Genomic DNA, 21,478 nt, shown 5'->3' with positions numbered 1-21,478 from the left:
CGTTTCTCTATCAGGCAGCCGCGTCGGCGGCAACCTTCATCGAGACGATGGTATCGGGATCGCGCACCGGTTCGCCGCGCTTGATCTTGTCGATATTGTCCATGCCTTCGATGACCTGGCCCCAGACGGAGTACTGCTTGTTGAGCCAGGGGCTATCCGTGAAGCAGATGAAGAACTGCGAGTTGGCAGAGTTCGGCATCTGGCTGCGGGCCATCGAGCATGTGCCGCGCACGTGGCTCATGTTGGAGAACTCGGCCTTCAGGTCCGGCTTTTCCGAACCGCCCATGCCGGCGCGGGCCGGGTTGAAGTCCTTTCCGCCGGTCTTGCCGTACTGCACGTCGCCGGTCTGCGCCATGAAGTCTTCGATCACGCGGTGAAAGACGACGCCGTCATAGGCGCCTTCGCGTGTCAGTTCCTTGATACGCGCTACGTGGCCCGGTGCGAGATCCGGAAGCAGCTGGATGACAACCTTGCCCTTCGTCGTCTCCATGATGATGGTGTTTTCCGGATCCTTGATCTCGGCCATGGTCTTTCTCCTTCAAAAGTCTGTTGCGCAAAAGGTGTGGCACGGTTTTGCGATTACAACCGGCAGCGAGCCAAAAAGTTGGCTTACTTGCCGACGGTGACCTTGACCATGCGGTCAGGGTCGGTGACGGAACCGTTGTTGGCGTCATCGCCGCGCTTGATCTTGTCAACGTTCTCCATGCCGGACACGACCTTGCCGACGACCGTGTACTGGCCGTTCAGGAAGTCGCCGGGCGCGAACATGATGAAGAACTGCGAGTTGGCGGAATTCGGGTCCTGCGACCGCGCCATGCCGACCGTGCCGCGCTGGAAGGGCACTTCGGAGAATTCGGCCGGAAGGTCCGGCTGGCTGGAGCCGCCCGTGCCGGCCGCCTGCGCCTGGTAGCCGTCCGCCAGGTCGCCATACTGCACGTCGCCGGTCTGGGCCATGAAGCCTTCGATGACGCGGTGGAAGGCGACGTTGTCGTATTCGCCGGCAGCGGCGAGTGCCTTCATGCGCTCGACGTGCTTCGGCGCGGACTTGGAATCGAGTTCGATGACGACCGGGCCGTCCTTCAGCTGGATCGTGAGGAAATCGGCGGCCTGTGCAACGACCGCGCCTGTGGTCGTGGCGAGGAACAGGGCTCCGGCAAAAGCGAGACGAAGGATGTTCATGATAGCTCCCTTGAGGGGTTCAGGATGATTGTGCTCAGCTCTTCTTGCGGGCATTCAAAGCCGCAAAGACGGGCGCCGGAACGAAGGCGCTGACATCGCCGCCCATGGCCGCGATCTGGCGGACCAATGTGGCGGTAATGGGCCGCGAGGCAACGCCGGCCGGTAGAAAGACGGTCTGCACGTCGGGCGCCATCTGGCGATTCATGCCGGCCATCTGCATTTCGTAGTCAAGATCCGTGCCGTCGCGCAGCCCGCGGATGAGCAGGCGGGCACTGTGGCTGCGTGCCGCATCGACAACCAGATTGGCAAACGAAACGACGCTGACATCCCCTGCCCGCTCCGGCAGCACTTCGGCGATGGATTGACGGATAAGGTCGGCGCGTTCCTCGAAGGAAAACATCGGGGTCTTGCCGGGATGGATGCCGATCGCGACGATGACCCTGGGCGCTACGTTCAGCGCCTGCACGAGAACATCGATATGGCCGTTGGTGATCGGATCGAAAGAGCCAGGATAGAAGGCAACTGTCATCGGCAGGGTCCCGTTTGCCGCCTTTTGTCATGGACGGCTCCAAATCGCAAGGCTCCGCACGGCTCTACCGGCAACTGTCCCCGGTCACGAAGATGAACTCTAGGTGAACAGGCCGTTCAAGTCCGTTTCAGTCGCACCATGTCTAAATAACAAGCATGGAGGTCGGGAACAAAGGTCGCAGTCGCGCATTGTACCGTCCGAACACAACGAACCAAGTATTGCGTTTCCTCTGGCTGGAAGGAACACGAAAATGGCACTGGCACTTCTTTGCATGACGATGTTCATCGCGCTCAGCGCTGCGACGATCCATGCCCTGCGGCGAGAGGATCGCCCCATCACGCCGAAGGCCGCCGGCCGCGGCAAGTGGCTGCGCTGAGTGGAGACGCATGATGGCCGCACTTACCATTCTTTTCACAGTCTTTATCAGCACCGTCTTCACCTTCGACTTCGCGCGCACAATTCTCGAACTGAAACGTGACCGCGCCGCCCTGAAGGTGGTGAAGCTGAAAACAGAAGCAGGCGGCTTCGGCGTTTAACGCGCCCCCTTGTCGCCGTTAGAGCGGGTGGCCTTTCCTCCAGGCTGCCCGCACATACAAAAAGCCGGACGGTCGTTCCCTGCCCGTCCGGCTTTTTCATGTCTACAGTGGCGTGAAGTGCTTACTCCTCGGCGGGCGGCGCTGCATCTCCTGCTTCGATCTCGCCTTCGACGCCGATCTCCTCCACATCGTCCTCGCCTTCCGGCTCGCTGATGCGCTCGACCGACACGACCTTCTCGTCCTTCGCGGTCGAGAAGATCGTCACGCCCTTCGTGGCGCGGCTGGCGATGCGAATGCCATCGACCGGTACGCGGATCAGCTGGCCGCCGTCCGAGACGAGCATGAGCTGGTCCTTGTCCTCGACCGGGAAGGCCGCGACGACTTCGCCGATCTCGTTGGTCTTCGAGGTATCGGTGGCGCGGATACCCTTGCCGCCACGACCCGACGTGCGGAAGTCGTAGGAAGACGACCGCTTGCCAAAGCCCTTCTGCGAAACCGTCAGCACGAATTGTTCGCGTGCCTTCAGTTCCTGATACCGCTCTTCGGACAGGTCGCCGATTTCACCGACGTCCTCTCCGACCAGCGCGATATCCTCCTCGTCGACACCGCTGGCACGGCGTTCGGCGGCGGAGCGCTTCAGGTAGGCGGCGCGTTCCCATGGCTCGGCATTGACATGGCTGACGATCGTCATCGAGATGATGCGGTCGCCGGCACCAAGCGAGATGCCGCGCACGCCGACTGAGTTACGGCCGGCAAAGACGCGCACGTCGTCGACCGGGAAGCGGATGCACTGGCCGAGCGCCGTCGTCATCAACACGTCGTCCTGCTCGGTGCAGGTTTCGACGTTGAGGATTTCGTCGCCCTCTTCCTCGAGCTTCATCGCGATCTTGCCGTTGCGGTTGACCTGGACGAAGTCCGACAACTTGTTGCGGCGAACCGTGCCGCGGGTCGTCGAGAACATGACGTCGAGGTTTTCCCACGTCGTTTCGTCCTCGGGCAACGGCATGATCGTCGTGATGCGTTCGCCGGGCTCGATCGGCAGCATGTTGATGAGCGCCTTGCCCTTCGACTGTGGCGTACCGATCGGCAGGCGCCAGACCTTCTCCTTGTAGACGATGCCACGCGAGGAGAAGAACAGGACCGGCGTATGCGTGTTGGCAACGAAGAGGCGGGTTGCGAAATCCTCGTCTTTCATGGCCATGCCGGAGCGGCCCTTGCCGCCGCGGCGCTGCGCGCGGTAGGTCGCAAGCGGCACGCGCTTGACGTAGCCGGCATGCGACACGGTCACCACCATGTCCTCGCGGGCAATCAGGTCCTCGTCGTCCATGTCCGGACCGCCCTCGACGATCACGGAGCGGCGCGGCGTGCCGAATTCGTCGCGCACGGAAATGAGCTCGTCCTTGACGATATTCATCATGCGCAGGCGCGAGGAGAGGATGTCGAGGTAGTCCTTGATCTCCTCGCCGATCTTGTTGAGTTCCTCGTCGATCTCGTCACGACCGAGCGCCGTGAGACGGGCCAGACGCAGTTCGAGGATGGCACGGGCCTGTTCCTCGGAGAGATTGTAGGTGAGGTCCTCGTTGATGCGGTGGCGCGGATCGTCGATAAGCTTGATCAGCACGTCGACGTCCTTCGCCGGCCAGCGGCGCTCCATCAACTGCTCGCGCGCCGTCTGCGGGTCGGGCGCGCGGCGGATGAGGCTGATCACTTCGTCGATATTGGCGACGGCGATGGCGAGACCCACCAAGACGTGGGCGCGGTCACGCGCCTTGCGCAGCAGGTACTTGGTGCGGCGGCTGACGACTTCCTCGCGGAAGGACACGAAGGCGCGCAGCATGTCGAGCAGCGTCATCTGCTCCGGCTTGCCACCGTTCAGCGCCACCATGTTGCAGCCGAAAGAAGTCTGCAGCGGCGTGTAGCGGTAGAGCTGGTTCAGGATGACATCCGCATTGGCATCGCGCTTCAGCTCGATGACGACGCGGTAACCCTGGCGGTCGGATTCGTCGCGAAGATCCGAGATCCCCTCGATGCGCTTGTCGCGCACCAGTTCGGCCATCTTCTCGATCATCGTCGCCTTGTTCACCTGGAAGGGAACTTCCGTGACGATGATCTGCTCGCGGTCGCCACGCATCGGCTCGATATGGGCGCGGCCGCGCATCACGACGGAACCACGGCCGGTCTCATAGGCCTGGCGGATGCCTGCGCGGCCGAGGATCAATGCGCCGGTCGGGAAGTCCGGGCCCGGAATGTGCTGCATCAGGTCGAGCAGCTCGATTGCCGGATTGTCGATCAGCGCGATACAGCCGTTGATGACTTCGATCAGGTTGTGCGGCGGGATGTTCGTCGCCATGCCGACGGCGATGCCGCCTGCCCCGTTGACCAGCAGGTTCGGGAATTTCGCCGGAACGACGACCGGCTCGCTCATCGTGCCGTCGTAGTTGTCGCGGAAGTTGACGGTTTCCTTGTCGAGGTCGTCGAGCAGCGAATGGGCTGCCTTTTCCAGGCGGCATTCCGTGTAACGCTGGGCTGCCGGCGGGTCGCCGTCGATGGAACCGAAGTTACCCTGGCCATCGATCAGCGGCAGGCGGAGCGACCAGTCCTGCGCCATGCGGGCCAACGCGTCATAGATCGCGCTGTCGCCGTGCGGATGGTATTTACCCATCACGTCACCGGTCACACGGGCCGACTTTACATATTTCTTGTTCCAGTCGACGCCCATCTCGCTCATCGAGTAGAGGATGCGCCGGTGCACCGGCTTCAGGCCGTCGCGCACATCGGGCAGCGCGCGGGACACGATCACGCTCATGGCGTAATCGAGATACGACCGCTGCATTTCCTCGATGATGGAAATAGGCTCAATGCCGGGTGGGTTTTTGCCGCCGGGTGTCGATTGCTCTGTCAATTTTGATCACGATCGTTGTTCAGAATCAGTCTTGATTTATAGCCTACCGGCGTCTGTCACGCCAATTTTGCAAAGGGTTTTAAACAGGCTTTTGCAAGTAAAATCCGCCAATTTGCGCATTTTCGTGACATTGTCGGTGCAAGTCTGCGACTGCCCTTCCCTTGCACACGACCCTCGCCTAACAATGCGGACATAAAGCCGTCAAAAGCGGCCGCACAATGGCGAGGGGAACGCCGCAATGCTCAACATCGACCTTCTGGTCAATGCGATCACGACCCTGCTCGTGACCATCGATCCGCCCGGCCTCGCACCGATTTTCCTCGGGCTGACCGTCGGCATGACACGCGCGCAACGCAAGCAGGTGGCGCTGCGCGGTTGCATCATCGCCTTCTGCATCCTTGCCGTTTTTGCCCTGACGGGCGCCGGCGTGCTCTCGCTTCTCGGCATCTCGATTGGCGCCTTCCGCATTGCCGGCGGCCTCCTGCTGTTCTGGATCGCCTTCGAGATGATCTTCGAACGCCGCAACGAGCGTAAGGAAAAGACCAGTGAAGTGGCGATCACCCGCGATCACATCCACAACATCGCCGTTTTCCCCCTCGCCCTGCCGCTGATTGCCGGCCCCGGCGCCATCTCCGCGACGATCCTCACCTCCGGCTCCTTCCCGTCGGCGCTGGAACGCAGCGCCCTCATCGGCGTCATCGCGCTCTGCATCGCCATCCTCTTCCTCTCACTGGTCATCGCCGAACGCATCGACCGCTTCCTCGGCAACACCGGCCGCGCCATCCTCACCCGCCTCCTCGGCGTCATCCTGGCAGCCTTGGCGGTGCAGTTCGTGGTGGACGGGGTGAAGTCGGTCTTTGTGCTCTAGGGGCCGCAATCACCCCTGAAGCCCCTTTCGCTCGATCAGATGAACTGCGTGGCCATGTCCGGTGAGAACCGGATCCGTTCGCTCATATGGATTTCAGACTCACACGTTGCTCCAGCTTGGCGGCGTCTTCTTTCCGCTCGCTGTAGCGATCGGTCAGATAAGCAGAAGCATCCCGGATAAGCAGCGTGAATTTGACCAGCTCCTCGCAGACATCGACCACGCGATCGTAGTAGGAGGAAGGCTTCATTCGCCCCTCGGCGTCGAACTCCTGAAAGGCCTTGGCGACGGAGGACTGGTTCGGGATCGTAATCATGCGCATCCAGCGGCCGAGGATGCGCAGTTGATTGATGGCATTGAACGACTGCGATCCGCCTGACACCTGCATGACGGCAAGGGTCTTGCCTTGCGTCGGACGGATCGAACCGATCGACAAGGGAAGCCAATCGATCTGCGCCTTCATGATGGCCGTCATGGCCCCATGCCGTTCCGGGCTCACCCAGACCTGGCCTTCCGACCACTGCGAAAGGTCGCGCAGTTCCTGCACCTTCTGATGGCCGGCCGGCTCCGCGTCCGGCAATGGCAAGCCTTCAGGATTGAACATGCGCACTTCGCAGCCGAAATGTTCCAGCAGTCGCGCTGCCTCCTGTGCAAGCAGTCGGCTGTAGGAAACTGCACGCAACGAGCCATAGAGGATCAGAATACGTGGTTTGTGGGTGGAAAATGGCGGACGCAGAGAATTAATCTCCGGCTGACGCATGTGCGCCATTTCTGCCGAAGGAAAGTCAGACAAGACGCTTGCCCTCCGCATCGAGGACCTGCGCGCCGTCCTCCTTGGTAAACGGCCCCTTGTGCGCGTCTGGCAGGATATCCAGGACGACCTCTGAAGGCCGTGCAAGACGCGTCCCCAGGGGCGTGACGACGAATGGCCGGTTGATCAGGATCGGGTCCTTCAGCATCGCATCCAGAAGCTGGTCGTCCGTCAGGTTGGCGTTGTCGAGGCCGAGTTCCGTATAGGGTGTGCCCTTTTCCCGGATCGCCTCGCGAATGGTCAATCCGGCAGCGGCAATCATCTTCACGAGTTGCAAGCGGGTCGGTGGGCTCTTCAGGTACTCGATGACTTCTGGCTCGATGCCCGCATTGCGGATCATGGCCAACGCGTTGCGGGACGTGCCGCAGTCGGGGTTGTGGTAGATGGTGACGTTCATGGTGCTGTCTCCACGGTTGGGGCCGGCCGAAGCAGCCAGTTGACGACAAGGAAAGCGCACAGCGCGCCGATGAATTCCGCCGTGATGAATCCCGGAAGGTCGGCAGGCCGTATTCCGGCGAAGGTGTTGCTGAGCGAGCGTGCGAGAGCAACCGCGGGATTGGCGAAGGACGTCGAGGACGTAAACCAATATGCAGCCGTGACGTAGAGGCCAACCAGCCACGGTACGGACTTTCGCTCAAAGCGGACACCGAGAACGATGGTCGCGACGAGCCCGAAGGTAGCGATCCCTTCAGCGAGCCATTGACCGCCTCCGGTACGGGCTTTCATCGACCATTCGAGTATCGACTGATCGAACATCAGGTGAGCGGCGACGGTGCCGCAGATACCGCCAATAATCTGAACGAAGACGTATGCGGCGAGATCACGTCTGGGCAATGAACGCGACAGGGCGAATACCACCGATACGGCGGGATTGAAGTGTGCGCCTGATATCGGGCCGAGAACCGTGATCAGCACCACCAGCATCGCACCCGTCGCCAACGTGTTGCCAAGGAGCGCCAGCGCGGCATCCTGCGTCAAGGACGATGCCATGATGCCGGAGCCGACAACCGTGGCAACGATCAAGGCCGTGCCGGCCCCTTCGGCGGCCATACGCCGGGAAAGATCGAACTCCCGCATCAGTTCGAGTTCCAAGGCACCGGTATCCCCCCTTCCATTCATTGCAGGTTCTCGTTGCCTGAAGGTACGCAGCATGCAGCCATGGCGGCGGCAGGCGCGCATATTTCAGGATGCCCGCCGCAGCAATCCTCCATCAGAAAACGAACGAGGCCGCCGAGAGTGTCGTAACTGGCCGAGTAGATGATCGAGCGGGATTCTCGCTGCTGGTTGATGAGACCTGCGCGTTCCAACTCCTTGAGATGAAACGAGACATTCGAAGGCGAGACCGCAACCTTCTCGGCGATCGTCCCGGCCGACATCCCGTGAGGTCCGGCCACGACGAGCATGCGAATGATCTGGAGACGGGTTTCTTGCGAGAGCGCGCCGAACGATATCAGGGCTTGCTGCTGGTCCATAATTCAATATTCCTTGAAATATTGAATTTATGAATACCGCAAATGAATGCAACCGACAACCATAAAATGCGGACTGATGACCTCAGCCTCCGTGACTCGCCTCGCCCTCTCCGGGGCGAGGCGAGTCACCGCTGGTAAGGCGGATATCCGGTGAAACTCGGATGTCCTGTTGCCCAGGTCAAAGCGGGCCAGTTCGCTGCTCAACCGTGTTCAATGCAGAGCAGCAGGAGTGAGCGCTGGCAAGAGGAGACGGCAAGGGGAATGCGGCGGCTGCGTATGGCTCGCGAAAGCCACCGCTGGTGACGATGGATGTATTGCCTGCGACGGGAATGCAGTTGCAGCGTTATCCCAAACGGCGCCAAGACGGTGCACGTTTTGTCAACGAAATTGCTGAATCTTATCACAAAGTTATGGCGGAAGAGGTGGGATTCGAACCCACGGTACGGTCTCCCGCACGCCGGTTTTCAAGACCGGTTCCTTAAACCACTCGGACACTCTTCCATCTGATTGATAAGGTTGAGAAAGCCGACTTTTGCCGATTTCTCCAAAATGGCATTTGCTACCCAATCACTCGATGGCTGGCTTTTTAGCAGCTTTGATTGCCGCGTCAACTTGCTCTGCGGCGTTGGCCTGCATTCCGGGCATCACGCGGCTATACAAATCTAGGGTAATTCCGATAGTCGATTGCCCCAACCTCTCGCTCGCGATCTTTGGATGAACGCCAGCCGCTGGGATCTGCGTTGCGTGGGAGTGCCGGAGGTCATGAAAGCGGATCCGCGGCAGATTGGCTTTCGCGAGTAGCTTGGTCCATTCGTGGGTGAGGGAAACCGGCTTCAAGGGCGCCCCGTCCACTTGGGCGACGACGAACGAATCCTCGTTCGGCCTGATGCCGAGCTTTAACTGCTCCTCTCCCTGAACGAGCCTATGGCGCCGCAATTCCTCCAGAACAGTGGAGGAGAGCGCCACCGTGCGCGACCTGCCCGACTTGGTCTCTTTGTACCGCACTTCCGTCCCGACCTGCTCTGCGCTTCGCGTGACAGCGATAACGGCGTTCGCGAGATCTATATCTCTCCAGCGAAGGGCAATGACCTCCCCTCGCCTCATCCCACATAGTGCCGCCAGCAGGACCGGAATGAAAACACGGCTCTTGCGCAGGTCATCGAGCAACATCGCCGTTTGAGGCGCGCTGTAGGCCTCCATCTGCTTCCGTTCGACCTTTGGTGGTCGTGTCAACGCGACGGGGTTCCTTTTCAGCAGATCCCACTTCACGGCTTGATCCATCGCCGTGAGCATCACGCGCCGGCAGTGATGGACCGTGCGCGGCGACAGACCGCCCTTCCCGTCCCTACGCCCGCTCTCTAACAGGCTGCCCCACGCCCCGTCGATGCTAGCGGCGGTCAGCTTGTTGAGCGTGATCGCGCCAATGACTGGCGCCACGTTCTTCAAAAGCAGTTCTTCATAGCGCTGGTGCGTCTTGGGCGACACATTCGCCTTCTCGTGTTTCAGCCACTGTACGAAATAGGCCTACACTGTCGTCTTTGCCGGCTCGATGTAGTTGCCCCCCGGACAGCTCCGCGATCAACCGGGCACATTCCGTATCGGCCTGGCGCTTGGTGCCATGGAAAGTATGCCACTTGCGGCGGCGCTTTCCATCGCTTGGGACATCTAGGACAATGGCCCATTTGCCTGGGCTGCGTTCAACGATATGACCCTTCATTCTCCACCGCCCTTGTCCGTCCTTCCGCGGCTGGCGACCACACACCGATCGGGAGTGAGGAAGGTGGAAACGCTAGGTGGAGCCTGGGAGGCTGGTTGGGCCGTCTCCGCGGTGTGTCATGGCGGCATGATCGACCTCGGCCCCAAAAGTCACAAGAAATGCGACTGGAAACACGAACTGGATATGCCGACGCTGCTGGCCGCGAAAGGCCGGAAGTTCCCGGTTTGCGACCTTGCAATGAGAGTGCGCTGTCCGCGTTGCGGCATCCTTGGCCTGCGGCTGATGTATTACGTTCCGAGCGGACACGACAGGAGGGTGGCAACGTGAGCAGGCGCAAAGGGGAATTGACCAGCGCCGGCATCGACAGCGGATGGCCACATCAGATTGCGCGGCTGGCCTCGCTCTGGACGATGCAGCAGGGTGACGTCATCGCGAAATTCTGCGCTAGCTTGTCGCTGTGCCCACGAGGTCACAGCGTCGTTTGGGAAGCCGAATGGCATCGTGTCTATTGCTTTGCCAAGCTGGAAGATGCGGAGGCCTTCCTGGCTCACTTCGGCGGAGAGTGGTTCGATCCCCGCGATCGAGGCCGAGGTCATAAGTGGCACTTTTGGTATAAGGGAAGGGCAAAGGAGACGCGCAATGGCAGGGGCAGGTAAACTGATCGTGCTCGCAGCATTCAACAAAAATGATGAGGGGGATTTGATGCCGGCCTTCGAACCGCGCCAGGTGGACAGGGAGGAGCGAGTGGTCTGCGAGGCGAGGCTCATGGCGAGCCATTATGCCGGTGTGCTGGCGTGGAGCCGCGATGGGGATCCTGCGCCTGGGGAATTTGGTCCGCCGACGATCCTGTTTCAGTTCGGTGAACTCCCGAAAATGGAGTAGTGCCGGCGGGGCGACATCGACGTATGCCGACAGATCCTCGCCGCCCTATCCTCCTCCTACATGGAGGACCCCATGCCGATCTCGCCGCCGAAGGACGTTACGGGCTACCCCGACTGATTTGTGAGCTGCGAGCAGGCGATCGAAGAGGAGATAAAGGCGCTCATCGCCCGCGCGACAGATTCGGGTGGGATGAGGCTGAAGTCTGCGTCGCGATTGGCTCCCGCGCCGACCACCACGTCTTGGCCATGCTCGCCGACGAGGAGCACGACGTCTGGATGCGGGCGCCGTGGGACGAGGCGAAAGCGCTCCAACGCCCCCTGCCCGACGATGGGCTGATCCTGCTGCCAGTCGCGGAGGCTGAGCCGGCTCAGCAGAGCCTTCTTTGATCTACGTCGTCTCAGCCCTGGCGGTTGTTTTCTCCGTTCTAGCTATTATGCGGTCTACAACCTGGTTGCTGTTCGCCGCTGCCGTCTTGAATGCTGCGGCGGCCTGACTCGCCTTAGATATCTATTTTGGGCGGTAGGATGAAGGCAGATGACCGGGATTTGGTACCGGGGTGGCCCCCAATCTGCTGACCCGAACGTTAGCCGTTATGGCGGCATCAACGCATTTTAATACATGTGCCCCCCGGGGCGATCGAATACCTCGGAGGCGATTGACACGCCCATATTTCCAGCCGCCCCAGCGTCGCTGGTACCGGCGGCCGATCAGATCACCAGGAAATCCGCAGCGCTGAGATTGAGGCCGGCCGACAGCGACGCAAACTTGACCGCTCTGAACGCCGAACCGCTGCCATCGGCATCGTAGCCCAGCGATCCTGTGTTAGAGTTGTAGATGATGCGATCATCGGCATCGCGTGACGCGGTGGCAATGTCTTTGAACGCCGACGCATCCAGCACCCCAATGCCGAGCGCTGAAAAGATCGCGTCGTCAAGCTGGATTTGGTCATCGGCGACGTTGAAGTCGCCAATGCGGGCGACACCGCCTGAGCCGAGCGCGCTCGAGAACAGGAACGTGTCCGCTCCCCCCATGCCCCACAGCACATCGTTGCCACCGCCGCCGTCGATCACGTTGGCGCCGGCATTGCCGCGCACCAACTGTTTCAATTCGTTGCCGGTCAGGTTGATTGCACGGGTGGCGTGCAGGGAGGTGGTGTTTAGATATTCGACGCTGCTGCCGCTAGCGAGCACAAAGTTCACTCCTGCACTGACACGATCATTGCCCTCCCCCACGACTTCGGCGATCACCGTTTGGGCATTGTAGACCGAATAGCTGTCGTTGCCGGCACCTCCGGTCAAAGTGTCGGCGGCGCCACCACCCGCGCCGTCGATGAAGATGTTGTCGCCAGTGTCACCAGTGAGAATGTCAGCGAAGATGGAGCCCCTGATGTTCTCGATGTCGGTCAGGGTGTCGCCGCTGGCGTCACCACCGACGCCACTACCGGAGATAAGGTTTACCATGACCCCTGCGCCTGACCCACGATAGTTCACTGTGTCGTTTCCATTGCCGCCTGAGAGCGTATCGCCGCCCGCGCCGCCCTCGAGCACATCGTCACCACCAGCACCGGACAGCGTGTTGGCGAGGCCGTCTCCAACCAGGAGATCGCCGAACTCCGAACCCGTGACGTTCTCGAAACCAATCAGGGTATCGCCTTCGGCATCGCCGCCAGAGGCGCCGCCGTTGATGGTGACCGCAACCGCGGCGGCCGAGAGGCTGTAGCTCACCGTGTCGGCGCCCGCCCCACCGTCCAGCGTATCCGACCCGACGCCGCCCTGGAGCACGTCGTCACCGTTGCCGCCGGACAGAATGTTTGCCGCGGCATTGCCGGTCAGCATGTCGCCGAAAATCGAGCCGATGAGGTTCTCGATGTTGCTCAGGGTATCCCCCTGAGCATCGCCGCCGGACCCGCTGCCAGTGGCGAGGCTGACGGTCACCGCCGCGCTCGACGATGCGTAGCCGGCCGTATCGATACCGGCGCCGCCGTTCAGCGTGTCGGCCCCGGCGCCGCCCTCAAGCGCGTCGTCACCATTGCCGCCGTTCAGAACGTTGACCCCGGAGCTGCCGGTCAGCGTGTCGTTGAAACTCGAACCGGTAAGGTTCTCGATACTGTTGAAGGTGTCGCCCTGAGCCTCGCCGCCGGACGCGACACCGGTGATGAGGTTAACGCTCACCGCTGCGCTGGACCCGCCATATAAGGCCGTGTCGGTACCGGCACCGCCATTCAATATGTCGCCGAGCGCACCGCCATCGAGAGAGTCGTTGCCGTTGCCGCCGTTCAGCGTGTCGCTGCCGGTAGCGGAGATACCGGCGTAGCTGTCACCGAAGAGGCTGTCGTTGCCGTCCAGGCCGTTGAGTATGTCGTTGCCATCGAAGCCGACCAGGTCGGTGTCGATGCTTTGGTTGCCTGTTATTGTGTCGTTGAAAGCGGTGCCCAGAACCAACTCGAAGCCGGAGAGCGTGACGCCCCCGGTCGCCGTCCCCGTGGCCAGATTGATGGTGAGGGCCGAACCCCAGACGCGGCCATCGAGAAGGTCCCGGCCGGCGCCGCCATCAAGCGTGTCAGCGCCGCCGCTAAGCTGGATGTAGTCGTCCCCCGCTCCGCTACTGACAACGTTGACCCCGCCGTCACCGGCCAGTTGGTCGTTGAAGGCGCTGCCGATCAGGTTCTCGAAACCACTCATCGTGTCGCCCAGCGACTCGCCATAGGTGCCGAAGGCGTTCAAGGCCACCCCGACACCGGCTGTTGCGTTGGCGTAGCTGAGCGTGTCGATGCCGGCACCACCGTCCATATTGTCGGCACCGAGACCGCCTTCGATGATGTCGTTGCCTCCCAGGCCAGACAGCGTATCGTCGCCGCCGAGGCCGTTGATGATGTCGATACCGTCTGGATTTGTTGGAGCGCCCAGGTCCGTCCCGGTAAGCGTGTCAATACCCGCAGTGCCGTTGAGAGTCTGGGTCATCGGTTGCATCCTCTTCCATCAAATCGCGCCCGCAGCACGGGTGCGTGCTCACTCTTTCGCAACCACAGTTAATAGTCTAGGGGGAAGAGGTCTAGATAAGAGGGGCTACCTAGCAGAGCGGGAAGTCGGAAGTGTTAGTGAATCGTTAATGATCGAGCCGCCCAATGATGTAGGCGCCCGGGAGCCGATGTGGTGGACGTTGTCCTCAGCGGGTTCCAGACTCGGAGAGTGCGGCCTGACGAATATCCTATTTCAGGCCGGCGAGCGTCCAAAGATGGAGTGAATCTGGCATTGCAGATCTTGGAGGGGTGCTGAATGAACAAGAAATCCGACGAGATTGTACAGGCCATTGCGGCCATACATGCCGCCCACACGAACGCGTTGGTCGTCCTGGTCAAAACCCTTCAGGAGGCTGGCGTGCTCGATCCGACCCACTATGCTGCCAATATCCGGATGACCACCGAGGCCAATAACTCTCACATCGGCCCGGACGTTCAGAAGTTGCTCGTCGACCTCGCAGAGCTGGTGGAGATGCAAGATGAGGGCGGAACTGCCTGAGCGCGCGCGCGGTTACGGCCGGGAAACTTCCGGAGATGGAATAGACTTAGCAATGGCGTGGGTGGCGGCTTCGCACCAGACGCCGACATTGTCGCTGGCAACGGAGTTTGCTATCCAAGCCCGATGCTCAGGAACCATTCGCTTCCGCCGTTTTCGATACTCGCTCTGCTTAAGAGATCACCGTCTCAGGTGGTTCGCCCGGATGCCAAGTTTTACTCCGTGGGACGTGCTCTTGGCCCCCCAAGTTGGTGGGACTTTAGCGGCGATACGGCTACTTTTGACAGCCTGTTCGACTACCACGGCAACCTGCAAGTCGAGCTTTGGGTTCGGGGAGAGCACGTAGAAATTCGTCGGGTTGGTATCCGGATGTGGATGGCGTCAGGGGGGTGCCAGTCCCAAAGCGTGGGAAGATGAAGTATGCTTCCCGACGCGTCATCAGATTCGATGGTTTTGTACCTGGCTTGTCGGTTGACGAGGCAAAGGCCCTTCTTGAAAAAGCTTCTATGGCCTACACGGAAGAAGCGGTCGAGAATGCCTCGGAGATCGTGGTTCAGTTTAGGCTTCCAAACAAGACCTACCTTGAGTTTTTTGATGGAAGGATTGCCTTCTTTGGCATCGATACAAGCACATTCTGAATACGAAGGCGCATAGCGTAGTCTCGTTTGGGCCGACGGCGGCCGCGGCGCAGAGTGCATTTCTGAAGGCGGCGGAAGAGGCAGGGGTGTTATCCGGACGTAGAATCGACGCTCCGCACAGGCGCGCACTTCCCCTAGACCGGTTGCATATTGCTGACTTCCTCTGGCATTTCGTCGCCATGGAAATAGATCAGCTTCGGCTCGCCAAAGTCGCCACTCTCTGGATCGCCTTCCATCAAAGTCGCGAAGACCATGGGTTTACTCAATGCAAGGCGTTCGGCAACCCGCCTTGCATGCACGACGCTATTGGCTTGGACAGCAATGTCGGGCTTCAAGCCGCGCTTACCCGGACTGAACGACTGAACCACGAAATACGACGCCATGCTCATTCTCCTGTACGCTAAACTGCTTCTACCACGGTTCGGGTGATGGTATCGTGGTATCGCGCAAAAGACGTTTTGGAAGGATCGATTTCGTTTCCATCACCCCTTCCCGATCAGCACCATCCCTACCCGCCTCCCTCGCTCGATGAAGCGTGGTCCGCCGCAAGATCGAGAGGCTTGCTGCATCCGGTCAGCCGCGGCTTTCGTCAGTCGTAGTAGCCGGGCGAAAAAACAATTATCGTTTCCACCGAAGAGTTGGGGGCGGATTTGAGGGATGGCGCCCAGCCACCAATACCGAGACGGACTGAGGTGAAACCCTCGGTATCGGTGGACACTTGCGGATCTGCGTCTCGTATTATGTCAAGGAGGTCGATGAATCCCACATTTAGCAAGTCCACGCCATTAAGAGTAGGCTTTGCAGGAGCCGCAAATTCAATAGCCTCGAACAAACCGTTCCTATCGGCATAATAGACAAAACAGCCTAGGCTGATGAAATGGTCACAAGGGTGAACGTCGGTCGGGTTCCGTATAAAGCTGACCGCTTCCGCCGCAAGTAGAATAAGCACCTCTTCGCGAGCCATGCCGAAGCGAACTGGACCGGCGCCTTCACGGCTGTGAATGTCCATGTCATCCTTGCGTGAGTTGTAGATCGTTTAGCGGCAAGGGTGAATGAAGTATCCCTCTTCGTCAATCGATCCTACCTCCGGTGAGGCGAACGGCGCGAACGTGGAGAAGGGGGACATCCTGTTGGTCCGATCACCTTAACCCTTCCCGATCACCGCCCACGCAATCCGCTTCAGGGCCTCACTGAACGTCACCCCCAGTGCCATGGCGGCATGGCCTGTCACGCCAAGCGCCCCCATCCCCATAAGCTTCCACCGTCTCACCTCGTCGGTGACAGGCTTCATCTCCGTCACGTCCTCCTGAACCGCTGCCACGCCCCTTCGACTTTGCCCACGCGATCAACTGGTGTCGGATTTGATTTCAGATTGCCGGAACGCGTCTCGCAGATTGCGGATTTCGGCGAGAACCTCGCCCATCTGTTGATGCATACGTGGATCAAAGTCGGATGGGGACATCGCAGGCTCAGTCCTTGTTCTTCGGAGCCAGGTAGGTCAGCACGGCTGGAAGGCCAATCGTGATGACGTAAAGAGCGAGGTAGCCATACCAAGGCGTATCGGCCGGCATGAATGGCAGGCCGATGGTGCCGGTAGCCGCGCCGCCGGCGGCCGCGGCGAGTGCTTTCGTGATCTTATCCATGGTCGTTTCCTTTCGTGATCAGGCCGCAGCCTTAGCTTCAAAGATGGAACGGAGGCGTGCCACGGTCGGCGCGTCGAATTCGCCGGTCTGGTCGATGCTCGATGCGAGTTGGAAGGTGCGGACGCCTGCGAGGGTCGCGGACCGTCCGGCGGCTTGAAGACATTCGGCCTACGCTTGATGTGGTCGCAGGTCAGGCGGTGCGTCGGCGTGGTGCATCCAGGGACAACGCACTCCCATCCGTCCCGCTCATGTGTGGCCCGCTTCCCCTAAGCGTAGGGACCAGATCGCCACTCAACCTGCCCGCAATTCAGATACATGCCTGCCTACAGGCTTACGGTTACGTCAGAACGACCACTCGCTTCCCACCCCGGCTTGGTATCTGGGGTAGCGGTCAATCGGCTTGCGCCTCCCGCACTTTCCCATCCGCCTCACGGGCCATAGCCTTGTCCGTCGTTCTTTTACGACTATGCCGTATGGGGTCGGGAAGGCTGAGGCGCAACTCTCAGCGTTCAAGCGGGACCGGCAATGTACGGCGCCGGCTTCTTCGCTCCCTCGCCCGTATGCGAGAGCTTCCCGATTTCGTCTGCCTTTCGGCGAATGGCTTTGGAGGGGCTGTGCGCAACTCCTGCCCCCCGTTATCGTCTTGCCATTCGTCTACGCATGCGCGAAAGTCCGAACCGGTGCTGCGACAACCGGCGAGGGTACAAAATGACTGAAGATGAAATCGTAAGTTATGCCCAGAATTTATACGCAGCTTACTGCTTATTGATCATAGAAAATGATGGCTTCGCCCATGACCCCGAGAAGCACAATCTGTGCTCTGCCATAGTAACCAATTCAGGTGGAGTGAAAGAGTACCTTAGCTACTCGAACGTGAGCGGTCTGTCGAAGAGTGTCAGAACCTTTGTTCAAGGCTCCCTCATCCCAAGCACGCCGGTAGTCAATCCGCTCATAAAGCGAGGGGGCATGCAGGATCTGCACACTGAGGTCCGTCTCATCAATTATCTATATTCCATCGGCGAACTCGAAAGGACGGGAACAGTCCACTTTTTCTCAACGAGAACAGTCTGCAAAACATGCGCCGAAGCGATTGGATTCGCTCAAAAATCCTGCGCCATGCATGTAGCCTTTATGCCGTGCGAGCTTAAGGCAGAAGACGGCTTGGATACGATTGAGAAGGTGCACATGTTCCTGGCAAAAAAGGGGACACTGGGGATGGTGCGCGATAAAGCAAGCGAAACCGGTTCGTTCTCCATCGGAATGTAGCTGCTCGGCTTGCCGTGCTACCCTCTCGGCTTGACCGCTGGCCATCGCGCACTCTTCAGTGCCGCCACTGCAAACTCCTACCCGACAAGGAGAGCAAGGATGCGTAGCCTGTAGGGCTTGCTGTACTTGAGGCATATCCTACCGGACGCCGAGGCTGCGATTCTTGTTTGAATGCCGCGCCCGGATGTTTCGGGGTTCGATTACTCGGCTTTTCGGCTGAGCAGGGTCGATGTGCGGCCTCGCGTCCGAATCTCGCCACTCGGTGGCGCAAATTTCGGACGATACCTTGATTGAGGTGTAGAATGCCGAACTTTCGGACACGACGCAATCCGGGGTCGAAAGCCGAACCTGACATGATCGGTTCAGGTTGTCGGCAACGCGCTGGCACACAGCGGTTACAGCGCGGCGCAAAGTTCGCTCGCTCATGTCATTTTCTTCTGCGAAGCGGGAGATAGTGAGCCCTTTCCGCACTTTTACCCAGGACCAGGCATACAAAAACTGACGTTCGGCCTGTTCGGGTAGATCGTTGATCCAGTCCCAGACCTCTTCCATGCGTGCCAGTTCGCCGGCCGAAGCGGTCTCGCGGTATCGAGGCCTGTTGCTCCCGTATGCCTCGACCTGCCGGTGGACAACGTCCGGCATAGCCGATCCGTATGCTTTAGGTCCCCTCACCGCGGGAAGCTTTCTGATGGTGTCGGCCATTTCAAGGATGCGATGCTCGACGGCCTTCGCCGTCCAATCGTGGAAGTTCATTCGATTTCTCTGGGGGGAATATTTACTCTGACGGCATGAACCGGAGAGTCAGCAGGATTACGAGCACGTCGACTGGGGCCACGCCGGAGCGTAGCCCCCTCGCCTGGCGGCGGAGCTGGCCAAAGTCCAGAGCATTGAAGTCATCAACCAAGCTAGGCCGTTTAATCAGCTCAGGATTGTTGGTCAGAAGCCGGGCGACGGCTTTCAGGACGTCGGCGAAAAGGTGATGGGCGTTATGCCTCGTCCCGGTCACCAGCATCAGCGTCAGTCGCAGATGCTCCTCACCCCATCGCTGGCCTATTTCCCGAATGGTCGGCTTACAGAAACACTGAAATGGTCGGCGGCTGGTGGGACTGTGCTTCTTGGAGGCAACTAGCCGAATGCCGACCTCTCGAGCGACGCGGAAGATGTTCGGTCGTGACAGAGCCATTCATGGCGGTCTCAGTGGGTGGCGAAAGCGACGATATTCGTCACTTTAAGCAGCGGGGTCGCCGGGTTGCCTGCACACTATATAGCGAAGAACAGACTAAGAACGAAAGTCAGTTCGACGTTTACCGCTGCATCAAATAGCGAAGGCGCCCGCAGGCGCCCTCTATATGCCGGCGTGGCCCTTATTGTAGCGGGACACGGCGGAGTGGGGACACTATTGCTCCCGTCGCCGCCCGGGGCAAGCTATATCGACGCTAACCGTCGAGTTCATCACGAGCCACGGCCGCACGGGCGGTCGCCAGCCGGGCGGAACGATCTTGGCGAGTGGCAAGCTCCCGCTCCAACCTCTCGAATAGCGGCCAATACTTCGCGCCCTCAGGGGCAGTTTCAATGATTGTAGCGAGATCCGCCCTGGCTTGTCGGATTTATGAAACGGTCAGGGTCATGAGGATTCCGGACGTTGAAAAGCCGCTCGGGCAGCAGCGAGCCGGGTGTTGCGGCTTTCGTGTATCGGTAGTTCGCGCTCCAAGCGCTCAAACCAGGACCATGCCCTTTCACCTTCGGGATTGTTCTCGATGATGTCCGCGAGATCCGACATGGCCTTGCGGATTTGCTGGACTGTAGCGGCCATCGGTTCCCCCTCGAAAGCTCGAGCCCTCGTATGTCTCCTGGGATGTTCGAACGCAAATGTGTGGAGAGCGTGACTATCAGTCCAAGGACTCGGAACACCCGGTGAACCGTTGCTGCCCTTTTGCTACCCAACGCGGTAGCACGAGCCGATATATCTGGGCACAAATCCGCCTGCTCGGCAGACAAAAGGCTAATAATGCGGGCTGTAGTGGGACTATCAAGGATGAGTGAAAACCGGTCCAACCGGTTTTCAAGACCGGTTCCTTAAACCACTCGGACACTCTTCCACTCTGAGAAGGCACTCTTTTCCCGGTTTCGGAAAAGCGTGAAACCGTGTGTTGCGGCGGTTTCATCCCTCAAGCGATGCGGCTTTTTAGCAGTTTTGCCCGCCTCGTCAATGCAGGAGGCCTACTGGCAGACGCTCCTTTTCGGGAGAGCCCTTGTTTTGAACACAATGCCCACCTATATCACCGTCATCGGCATTGCTGATGAGCGCTGGAAAATATCTGCCGCTCGCAATAGCCGCCATCACCTGCTGCCCTTGACCACGGATGTACTGGCACTGGTGAATAGGTGATGATGAGGAAGGTCGGTGCGGTTTCGCCCCGGCCTTTTTTGTTGCCGGAACAATCGGGCAGCAGGCGGGTTTCTGGTTGGCCACCACAGGAGGCCGGCATGGAACAGACATCCACCGCAAGACTTGCCGCAGAATATGTTCGCCTCGGCGGCGGGCGGCTGGCGAAGATCGACGACAATCAACTCAGTACACGGCAATGGAAACACGAGACGCGCGCGGCTGAAACGTTCTGGAACGAGCATATCGCGCGCCTCGACGAAAAGCGCCGTGACGAGGTCATCACGCATCTGCCGACAATCAATCAAGTGTAACGTCGCGCGCCCTGCCCCGGACATGTTGTTGAAAAGCCTCAATCGGTGGACGCCGTCGCCATCCGGCCCCGCAATTTGTTATCAAAAGATTACCTGCCCACACTCTGCCACGATCTTCGCCATGAGATGCTCCGCGACCCGGAACAATTTTGCCGGATTCGCCATTATCGTGCCTGTTAGAAGGAGTGCACAGATGAACAAGAAGCTCGGAACAGTCCTCGCGCTGACCCTTGCGCAGGCTATCGCGACGACAGCCGGCGCGGCAGACATGGTTACTCGCGAAGAAGCGCCGACCTATGTCGACCGTGGCGACCAGGGCGGCGTAAAGATCGGGATGCTGACCTGCGACGTTGGCGGCGGAGTCGGCTATGTGCTGGGTTCGGCAAAGACCGTCGATTGCGTCTTCTCCTCCAGCCGCGGCACACATGATTCCTACAGCGGCGTCATTCGCAAGCTGGGCGTCGATCTCGGCTTCACCACGCAGGGCCGCATCGTCTGGGCGGTCTTCGCGCCGACGGCAGGCTACCATCAGGGTTCGCTCGGCGGCCTCTACCAAGGCGCGACAGCTGAAGCGACCCTCGGCTTCGGTGTCGGCACCAACTTGCTGGTTGGCGGCACGTCGGGTTCGATCCACCTGCAGACGATCAGCATCAGCGGTCAGATCGGCCTCAACCTGGCGGCAACCGGCACTTCGGTGACGCTGACGCCGCAGGGCTGATACGGACGAAAGCGGGCGGCCTTGGCCGCCCGTTTCTCATGAGGGCTGCCGCACGGTGATCCGCTAAAGTGCGCCGCGATCCATCAGAGTCGCCCCTTGTGCTTT

General features: G+C 60.0%; 24 protein-coding genes, 1 tRNA gene and 2 pseudogenes. 10 read left to right on the top strand and 17 right to left on the bottom strand.

Features of this window, described 5'->3' with window-relative positions; translation table 11 throughout:
• Positions 1-10: 10 nt before the first annotated feature.
• The 3 genes from AC1RT2_RS06280 to coaD form a co-directional block, all read right to left on the bottom strand.
• On the bottom strand, positions 11-526 hold the full coding sequence (locus AC1RT2_RS06280) for a peptidylprolyl isomerase (RefSeq protein ID WP_069058785.1): 516 nt from the start codon (positions 524-526) through the stop codon (positions 11-13).
• 83 nt (positions 527-609) lie between these two features.
• A complete protein-coding gene (locus AC1RT2_RS06275; protein ID WP_069058784.1) occupies positions 610-1,179 on the bottom strand; it encodes a peptidylprolyl isomerase in 570 nt (189 codons plus the stop codon).
• 34 nt (positions 1,180-1,213) lie between these two features.
• Positions 1,214-1,708 (bottom strand): pantetheine-phosphate adenylyltransferase, encoded by a 495-nt coding sequence (gene coaD / locus AC1RT2_RS06270; protein WP_069058783.1) that lies wholly within the window; start codon positions 1,706-1,708, stop codon positions 1,214-1,216.
• A 250-nt stretch (positions 1,709-1,958) separates the two neighbouring features.
• Here coaD and AC1RT2_RS06265 point away from each other — a divergent pair, with 250 nt between their 5' ends.
• Both AC1RT2_RS06265 and AC1RT2_RS06260 read left to right on the top strand, forming a co-directional pair.
• Positions 1,959-2,084: a hypothetical protein gene (locus AC1RT2_RS06265; RefSeq protein ID WP_493100350.1), complete on the top strand. Its 126-nt coding sequence runs from the start codon at positions 1,959-1,961 to the stop codon at positions 2,082-2,084.
• A 13-nt stretch (positions 2,085-2,097) separates the two neighbouring features.
• On the top strand, positions 2,098-2,244 hold the full coding sequence (locus AC1RT2_RS06260) for a hypothetical protein (protein ID WP_171902387.1): 147 nt from the start codon (positions 2,098-2,100) through the stop codon (positions 2,242-2,244).
• 121 nt (positions 2,245-2,365) lie between these two features.
• Here AC1RT2_RS06260 and gyrA read toward each other — a convergent pair whose 3' ends face one another.
• Positions 2,366-5,146 carry a DNA gyrase subunit A gene (gene gyrA / locus AC1RT2_RS06255; protein ID WP_069058782.1) on the bottom strand — a complete coding sequence of 927 codons (2,781 nt, stop codon included), beginning with the start codon at positions 5,144-5,146 and terminating at the stop codon, positions 2,366-2,368.
• A gap of 238 nt (positions 5,147-5,384) precedes the next feature.
• Between gyrA and AC1RT2_RS06250 the strand changes: the two genes are divergently transcribed.
• Positions 5,385-6,014, top strand: coding sequence for a MarC family protein (locus AC1RT2_RS06250; protein ID WP_069058781.1), 630 nt, complete (start codon positions 5,385-5,387; stop codon positions 6,012-6,014).
• Between the two features lie 82 nt (positions 6,015-6,096).
• Here AC1RT2_RS06250 and arsH read toward each other — a convergent pair whose 3' ends face one another.
• From arsH to AC1RT2_RS06220, 6 genes are all read right to left on the bottom strand, one after another.
• Positions 6,097-6,822 (bottom strand): arsenical resistance protein ArsH, encoded by a 726-nt coding sequence (gene arsH / locus AC1RT2_RS06245; protein ID WP_493100347.1) that lies wholly within the window; start codon positions 6,820-6,822, stop codon positions 6,097-6,099.
• Positions 6,797-7,219: an arsenate reductase (glutaredoxin) gene (arsC, locus tag AC1RT2_RS06240; RefSeq protein ID WP_493100345.1), complete on the bottom strand. Its 423-nt coding sequence runs from the start codon at positions 7,217-7,219 to the stop codon at positions 6,797-6,799. The genes arsH and arsC overlap by 26 nt, the downstream gene beginning before the upstream one ends.
• On the bottom strand, positions 7,216-7,899 hold the full coding sequence (locus AC1RT2_RS06235) for an aquaporin (protein WP_493100405.1): 684 nt from the start codon (positions 7,897-7,899) through the stop codon (positions 7,216-7,218). The genes arsC and AC1RT2_RS06235 overlap by 4 nt, the downstream gene beginning before the upstream one ends.
• A gap of 38 nt (positions 7,900-7,937) precedes the next feature.
• Positions 7,938-8,294, bottom strand: a complete 357-nt coding sequence (locus AC1RT2_RS06230; RefSeq protein ID WP_493100343.1) for an ArsR/SmtB family transcription factor — start codon at positions 8,292-8,294, stop codon at positions 7,938-7,940.
• Between the two features lie 411 nt (positions 8,295-8,705).
• Positions 8,706-8,795, bottom strand: a tRNA-Ser gene (locus AC1RT2_RS06225).
• 66 nt (positions 8,796-8,861) lie between these two features.
• Complete coding sequence (locus AC1RT2_RS06220; protein WP_493100341.1) at positions 8,862-9,779, bottom strand: site-specific integrase; 918 nt, start codon at positions 9,777-9,779, stop codon at positions 8,862-8,864.
• An 871-nt stretch (positions 9,780-10,650) separates the two neighbouring features.
• On the opposite strand from AC1RT2_RS06220, the gene AC1RT2_RS06215 reads away from it, so the two are divergent.
• Together AC1RT2_RS06215 and AC1RT2_RS06210 are read left to right on the top strand one after the other, a co-directional pair.
• Positions 10,651-10,893 (top strand): hypothetical protein, encoded by a 243-nt coding sequence (locus tag AC1RT2_RS06215; RefSeq protein WP_493100339.1) that lies wholly within the window; start codon positions 10,651-10,653, stop codon positions 10,891-10,893.
• Positions 10,894-11,150: 257 nt separating this feature from the next.
• Positions 11,151-11,279: pseudogene (locus AC1RT2_RS06210) on the top strand (SOS response-associated peptidase); the annotation flags it as partial.
• A gap of 321 nt (positions 11,280-11,600) precedes the next feature.
• On the opposite strand, the gene AC1RT2_RS06205 reads toward AC1RT2_RS06210, so the two are convergent.
• A complete protein-coding gene (locus AC1RT2_RS06205; protein ID WP_493100337.1) occupies positions 11,601-13,853 on the bottom strand; it encodes a beta strand repeat-containing protein in 2,253 nt (750 codons plus the stop codon).
• A gap of 315 nt (positions 13,854-14,168) precedes the next feature.
• Between AC1RT2_RS06205 and AC1RT2_RS06200 the strand changes: the two genes are divergently transcribed.
• Both AC1RT2_RS06200 and AC1RT2_RS06195 read left to right on the top strand, forming a co-directional pair.
• On the top strand, positions 14,169-14,411 hold the full coding sequence (locus tag AC1RT2_RS06200) for a hypothetical protein (RefSeq protein ID WP_493100335.1): 243 nt from the start codon (positions 14,169-14,171) through the stop codon (positions 14,409-14,411).
• Between the two features lie 410 nt (positions 14,412-14,821).
• Entirely contained in the window at positions 14,822-15,046 is a 225-nt protein-coding gene (locus AC1RT2_RS06195; protein WP_493100333.1) for a hypothetical protein, read from the top strand.
• A gap of 134 nt (positions 15,047-15,180) precedes the next feature.
• Here the strand turns inward: AC1RT2_RS06195 and AC1RT2_RS06190 are convergent, their stop codons facing one another.
• From AC1RT2_RS06190 to AC1RT2_RS06175, 4 genes and pseudogenes are all read right to left on the bottom strand, one after another.
• A complete protein-coding gene (locus AC1RT2_RS06190) occupies positions 15,181-15,429 on the bottom strand; it encodes a hypothetical protein (RefSeq protein ID WP_493100331.1) in 249 nt (82 codons plus the stop codon).
• Between the two features lie 206 nt (positions 15,430-15,635).
• Positions 15,636-16,055: a hypothetical protein gene (locus AC1RT2_RS06185; RefSeq protein ID WP_493100329.1), complete on the bottom strand. Its 420-nt coding sequence runs from the start codon at positions 16,053-16,055 to the stop codon at positions 15,636-15,638.
• A gap of 171 nt (positions 16,056-16,226) precedes the next feature.
• A pseudogene (locus AC1RT2_RS06180) lies at positions 16,227-16,481 on the bottom strand (DUF1515 family protein); the annotation flags it as partial.
• Between the two features lie 34 nt (positions 16,482-16,515).
• Positions 16,516-16,689 (bottom strand): hypothetical protein, encoded by a 174-nt coding sequence (locus AC1RT2_RS06175; protein WP_493100327.1) that lies wholly within the window; start codon positions 16,687-16,689, stop codon positions 16,516-16,518.
• 708 nt (positions 16,690-17,397) lie between these two features.
• Between AC1RT2_RS06175 and AC1RT2_RS06170 the strand changes: the two genes are divergently transcribed.
• Positions 17,398-17,955: a hypothetical protein gene (locus AC1RT2_RS06170; RefSeq protein WP_493100325.1), complete on the top strand. Its 558-nt coding sequence runs from the start codon at positions 17,398-17,400 to the stop codon at positions 17,953-17,955.
• A gap of 138 nt (positions 17,956-18,093) precedes the next feature.
• On the opposite strand, the gene AC1RT2_RS06165 is transcribed toward AC1RT2_RS06170, so the two are convergent.
• Positions 18,094-18,708, bottom strand: coding sequence for a DUF6362 family protein (locus tag AC1RT2_RS06165; protein WP_493100323.1), 615 nt, complete (start codon positions 18,706-18,708; stop codon positions 18,094-18,096).
• Positions 18,709-19,579: 871 nt separating this feature from the next.
• Complete coding sequence (locus tag AC1RT2_RS06160) at positions 19,580-19,768, bottom strand: hypothetical protein (RefSeq protein ID WP_493100321.1); 189 nt, start codon at positions 19,766-19,768, stop codon at positions 19,580-19,582.
• A 674-nt stretch (positions 19,769-20,442) separates the two neighbouring features.
• Between AC1RT2_RS06160 and AC1RT2_RS06155 the strand changes: the two genes are divergently transcribed.
• Positions 20,443-20,655, top strand: a complete 213-nt coding sequence (locus AC1RT2_RS06155; protein WP_493100319.1) for a hypothetical protein — start codon at positions 20,443-20,445, stop codon at positions 20,653-20,655.
• A gap of 193 nt (positions 20,656-20,848) precedes the next feature.
• Positions 20,849-21,373 (top strand): DUF992 domain-containing protein, encoded by a 525-nt coding sequence (locus AC1RT2_RS06150; protein ID WP_069058764.1) that lies wholly within the window; start codon positions 20,849-20,851, stop codon positions 21,371-21,373.
• Positions 21,374-21,478: the final 105 nt, after the last annotated feature.

The organism is Shinella sp. GW821-FHT11G07 (genome assembly GCF_058808115.1).
The sequence above is the reverse complement of the archived record's forward strand: the minus strand, read 5'-3'. Positions and strand labels throughout refer to the sequence as shown.